Annotated in this window: 2 tRNA genes and 3 rRNA genes; all 5 read left to right on the forward strand. The window is 50.8% G+C overall.

Going from position 1 to position 5,316, the window contains the following annotated elements:
- Nucleotides 1–112 precede the first annotated feature (112 nt).
- Nucleotides 113–1,655 (forward strand): 16S ribosomal RNA (locus D908_RS00080).
- 62 nt (nt 1,656–1,717) lie between these two features.
- Nucleotides 1,718–1,794: transfer RNA gene (locus tag D908_RS00075), tRNA-Ile, on the forward strand.
- An 8-nt stretch (nt 1,795–1,802) separates the two neighbouring features.
- Nucleotides 1,803–1,878 (forward strand) — tRNA-Ala (locus tag D908_RS00070).
- A 286-nt stretch (nt 1,879–2,164) separates the two neighbouring features.
- A 23S ribosomal RNA gene (locus D908_RS00065) occupies nt 2,165–5,051 on the forward strand.
- A gap of 93 nt (nt 5,052–5,144) precedes the next feature.
- Nucleotides 5,145–5,260 (forward strand): 5S ribosomal RNA (rrf, locus tag D908_RS00060).
- Together the 16S, 23S and 5S rRNA genes with 2 tRNA genes alongside form the textbook arrangement of a ribosomal RNA operon.
- Nucleotides 5,261–5,316: the final 56 nt, after the last annotated feature.

Genomic DNA, 5,316 nt, shown 5'->3' on the forward strand with positions numbered 1-5,316 from the left:
AATCGCAAAAGATTTATCAATGAACTGAGTGACCATTTGAATGAGCAATCATTCAGCACAGTCAATTCAACATTACAATGTAATGTTATCAGTATTCATTGAGCCAAAACTTTAATTGAAGAGTTTGATCATGGCTCAGATTGAACGCTGGCGGCAGGCCTAACACATGCAAGTCGAGCGGCAGCACAGAGGAACTTGTTCCTTGGGTGGCGAGCGGCGGACGGGTGAGTAATGCCTGGGAAATTGCCCGGTAGAGGGGGATAACCATTGGAAACGATGGCTAATACCGCATAACCTCGTAAGAGCAAAGCAGGGGACCTTCGGGCCTTGTGCTACCGGATATGCCCAGGTGGGATTAGCTAGTTGGTGAGGTAAGGGCTCACCAAGGCGACGATCCCTAGCTGGTCTGAGAGGATGATCAGCCACACTGGAACTGAGACACGGTCCAGACTCCTACGGGAGGCAGCAGTGGGGAATATTGCACAATGGGCGCAAGCCTGATGCAGCCATGCCGCGTGTATGAAGAAGGCCTTCGGGTTGTAAAGTACTTTCAGTAGGGAGGAAGGTGGTTAAGTTAATACCTTAATCATTTGACGTTACCTACAGAAGAAGCACCGGCTAACTCCGTGCCAGCAGCCGCGGTAATACGGAGGGTGCAAGCGTTAATCGGAATTACTGGGCGTAAAGCGCATGCAGGTGGTTTGTTAAGTCAGATGTGAAAGCCCTGGGCTCAACCTAGGAATTGCATTTGAAACTGACAAGCTAGAGTACTGTAGAGGGGGGTAGAATTTCAGGTGTAGCGGTGAAATGCGTAGAGATCTGAAGGAATACCGGTGGCGAAGGCGGCCCCCTGGACAGATACTGACACTCAGATGCGAAAGCGTGGGGAGCAAACAGGATTAGATACCCTGGTAGTCCACGCCGTAAACGATGTCTACTTGGAGGTTGTGACCTAGAGTCGTGGCTTTCGGAGCTAACGCGTTAAGTAGACCGCCTGGGGAGTACGGTCGCAAGATTAAAACTCAAATGAATTGACGGGGGCCCGCACAAGCGGTGGAGCATGTGGTTTAATTCGATGCAACGCGAAGAACCTTACCTACTCTTGACATCCAGAGAATCTAGCGGAGACGCTGGAGTGCCTTCGGGAACTCTGAGACAGGTGCTGCATGGCTGTCGTCAGCTCGTGTTGTGAAATGTTGGGTTAAGTCCCGCAACGAGCGCAACCCTTATCCTTGTTTGCCAGCACGTAATGGTGGGAACTCCAGGGAGACTGCCGGTGATAAACCGGAGGAAGGTGGGGACGACGTCAAGTCATCATGGCCCTTACGAGTAGGGCTACACACGTGCTACAATGGCGTATACAGAGGGCAGCGATACCGCGAGGTGGAGCGAATCTCACAAAGTACGTCGTAGTCCGGATTGGAGTCTGCAACTCGACTCCATGAAGTCGGAATCGCTAGTAATCGCAAATCAGAATGTTGCGGTGAATACGTTCCCGGGCCTTGTACACACCGCCCGTCACACCATGGGAGTGGGCTGCAAAAGAAGCAGGTAGTTTAACCTTCGGGAGGACGCTTGCCACTTTGTGGTTCATGACTGGGGTGAAGTCGTAACAAGGTAGCGCTAGGGGAACCTGGCGCTGGATCACCTCCTTACACGATGATTATCGTGATGAGTGTCCACACAGATTGATTCGGTTTAGATTTGAGCATCAAGTGGGTCTGTAGCTCAGGTGGTTAGAGCGTACGCCTGATAAGCGTAAGGTCGGTGGTTCGAGTCCACTCAGACCCACCACTAACGATGGGGTTATAGCTCAGCTGGGAGAGCGCCTGCCTTGCACGCAGGAGGTCTGCGGTTCGATCCCGCATAACTCCACCATTTTTAAGTGCATTCGATGAGTGCTTTTAAAAATGGTTCATTCTTTGAATCTTGCTCTTTAACAATTTGGAAAGCTGACAAAACAACAATTTATTGTTGTTTGTAAAGTTCTCAATGTTTATCGAAAGATAAACACCAACAACACATTCAAGTGTGCTTGGTATCGAATAAGACTTCGGTCTTGTTCAAATTTGAGTCCGGCAAAATCTGTCTCGCACTCATGTAAATTAAACGCGAGACAACTTAGGTTGTTTAAACAACAATCCGAAACTCCTTCGGGTTGTATGGTTAAGTGACTAAGCGTACACGGTGGATGCCTGGGCAGTCAGAGGCGATGAAGGACGTACTAACTTGCGATAAGCGCAGATAAGGCAGTAAGAGCCGTTTGAGTCTGCGATTTCCGAATGGGGAAACCCAACTGCATAAGCAGTTACTGTTAACTGAATCCATAGGTTAACAGAGCAAACCGGGGGAACTGAAACATCTAAGTACCCCGAGGAGAAGAAATCAACCGAGATTCCGGTAGTAGCGGCGAGCGAACCTGGATTAGCCCTTAAGCACTCGTTGAAGTAGGTGAACAAGCTGGAAAGCTTGGCGATACAGGGTGATAGCCCCGTAACCGACGCTTCATCGAGCGTGAAATCGAGTAGGGCGGGACACGTGATATCCTGTCTGAATATGGGGGGACCATCCTCCAAGGCTAAATACTCCTGACTGACCGATAGTGAACCAGTACCGTGAGGGAAAGGCGAAAAGAACCCCTGTGAGGGGAGTGAAATAGAACCTGAAACCGTGTACGTACAAGCAGTAGGAGCACCTTCGTGGTGTGACTGCGTACCTTTTGTATAATGGGTCAGCGACTTATATTCAGTGGCAAGGTTAACCGTATAGGGGAGCCGTAGCGAAAGCGAGTCTTAACTGGGCGTTCAGTCTCTGGATATAGACCCGAAACCGGGTGATCTAGCCATGGGCAGGTTGAAGGTTGAGTAACATCAACTGGAGGACCGAACCGACTAATGTTGAAAAATTAGCGGATGACTTGTGGCTAGGGGTGAAAGGCCAATCAAACTCGGAGATAGCTGGTTCTCCCCGAAAGCTATTTAGGTAGCGCCTCGGACGAATACTACTGGGGGTAGAGCACTGTTAAGGCTAGGGGGTCATCCCGACTTACCAACCCTTTGCAAACTCCGAATACCAGTAAGTACTATCCGGGAGACACACGGCGGGTGCTAACGTCCGTCGTGGAGAGGGAAACAACCCAGACCGCCAGCTAAGGTCCCAAAGTATTGCTAAGTGGGAAACGATGTGGGAAGGCTCAGACAGCTAGGATGTTGGCTTAGAAGCAGCCATCATTTAAAGAAAGCGTAATAGCTCACTAGTCGAGTCGGCCTGCGCGGAAGATGTAACGGGGCTAAGCAATACACCGAAGCTGCGGCAATATCTTTTAGATATTGGGTAGGGGAGCGTTCTGTAAGCCGTTGAAGGTGAATCGTAAGGTTTGCTGGAGGTATCAGAAGTGCGAATGCTGACATGAGTAACGACAAGGGGGGTGAAAAACCTCCCCGCCGGAAGACCAAGGGTTCCTGTCCAACGTTAATCGGGGCAGGGTGAGTCGACCCCTAAGGCGAGGCTGAAAAGCGTAGTCGATGGGAAACGGGTTAATATTCCCGTACTTCTTACAATTGCGATGGGGGGACGGAGAAGGCTAGGTGGGCCAGGCGACGGTTGTCCTGGTTCAAGTGCGTAGGCTTAAGAGTTAGGTAAATCCGGCTCTTTCTAAGGCTGAGACACGACGTCGAGCTACTACGGTAGTGAAGTCATTGATGCCATGCTTCCAGGAAAAGCCTCTAAGCTTCAGATTGTAAGGAATCGTACCCCAAACCGACACAGGTGGTCGGGTAGAGAATACCAAGGCGCTTGAGAGAACTCGGGTGAAGGAACTAGGCAAAATGGTACCGTAACTTCGGGAGAAGGTACGCTCTTGATGGTGAAGTCCCTCGCGGATGGAGCTGACGAGAGTCGCAGATACCAGGTGGCTGCAACTGTTTATTAAAAACACAGCACTGTGCAAAATCGCAAGATGACGTATACGGTGTGACGCCTGCCCGGTGCCGGAAGGTTAATTGATGGGGTTAGCGCAAGCGAAGCTCTTGATCGAAGCCCCGGTAAACGGCGGCCGTAACTATAACGGTCCTAAGGTAGCGAAATTCCTTGTCGGGTAAGTTCCGACCTGCACGAATGGCGTAATGATGGCCACGCTGTCTCCACCCGAGACTCAGTGAAATTGAAATCGCTGTGAAGATGCAGTGTACCCGCGGCTAGACGGAAAGACCCCGTGAACCTTTACTACAGCTTGGCACTGAACATTGAACCTACATGTGTAGGATAGGTGGGAGGCTATGAAGACGTGACGCTAGTTGCGTTGGAGCCGTCCTTGAAATACCACCCTTGTATGTTTGATGTTCTAACTTAGACCCGTTATCCGGGTTGAGGACAGTGCCTGGTGGGTAGTTTGACTGGGGCGGTCTCCTCCCAAAGAGTAACGGAGGAGCACGAAGGTGGGCTAATCACGGTTGGACATCGTGAGGTTAGTGCAATGGCATAAGCCCGCTTAACTGCGAGAATGACGGTTCGAGCAGGTGCGAAAGCAGGTCATAGTGATCCGGTGGTTCTGTATGGAAGGGCCATCGCTCAACGGATAAAAGGTACTCCGGGGATAACAGGCTGATACCGCCCAAGAGTTCATATCGACGGCGGTGTTTGGCACCTCGATGTCGGCTCATCACATCCTGGGGCTGAAGTCGGTCCCAAGGGTATGGCTGTTCGCCATTTAAAGTGGTACGCGAGCTGGGTTTAGAACGTCGTGAGACAGTTCGGTCCCTATCTGCCGTGGGCGTTGGAAGATTGAAGGGGGCTGCTCCTAGTACGAGAGGACCGGAGTGGACGAACCTCTGGTGTTCGGGTTGTGTCGCCAGACGCATTGCCCGGTAGCTAAGTTCGGAATCGATAACCGCTGAAAGCATCTAAGCGGGAAGCGAGCCCTGAGATGAGTCTTCCCTGACAGTTTAACTGTCCTAAAGGGTTGTTCGAGACTAGAACGTTGATAGGCAGGGTGTGTAAGCGTTGTGAGGCGTTGAGCTAACCTGTACTAATTGCCCGTGAGGCTTAACCATACAACACCCAAGGGGTTTTGTAGTGGACTCAATAGCTAAGCGCATAAGAATGTGTGTGAGAATGAAAACAGCTTTCCGAATTTTAAGAATTTGCTTGGCGACCATAGCGTTTTGGACCCACCTGACTCCATCCCGAACTCAGAAGTGAAACGAAACAGCGTCGATGGTAGTGTGGGGTCTCCCCATGTGAGAGTAGAACATCGCCAGGCTTTAATTTAGCACCAAGCGCTAACCAATGCGGAGCGGTAGTTCAGTTGGTTAGAAT

Source organism: Vibrio mimicus CAIM 602, from assembly GCF_000338875.1.
Classification (GTDB): Bacteria; Pseudomonadota; Gammaproteobacteria; order Enterobacterales; family Vibrionaceae; genus Vibrio; species Vibrio mimicus.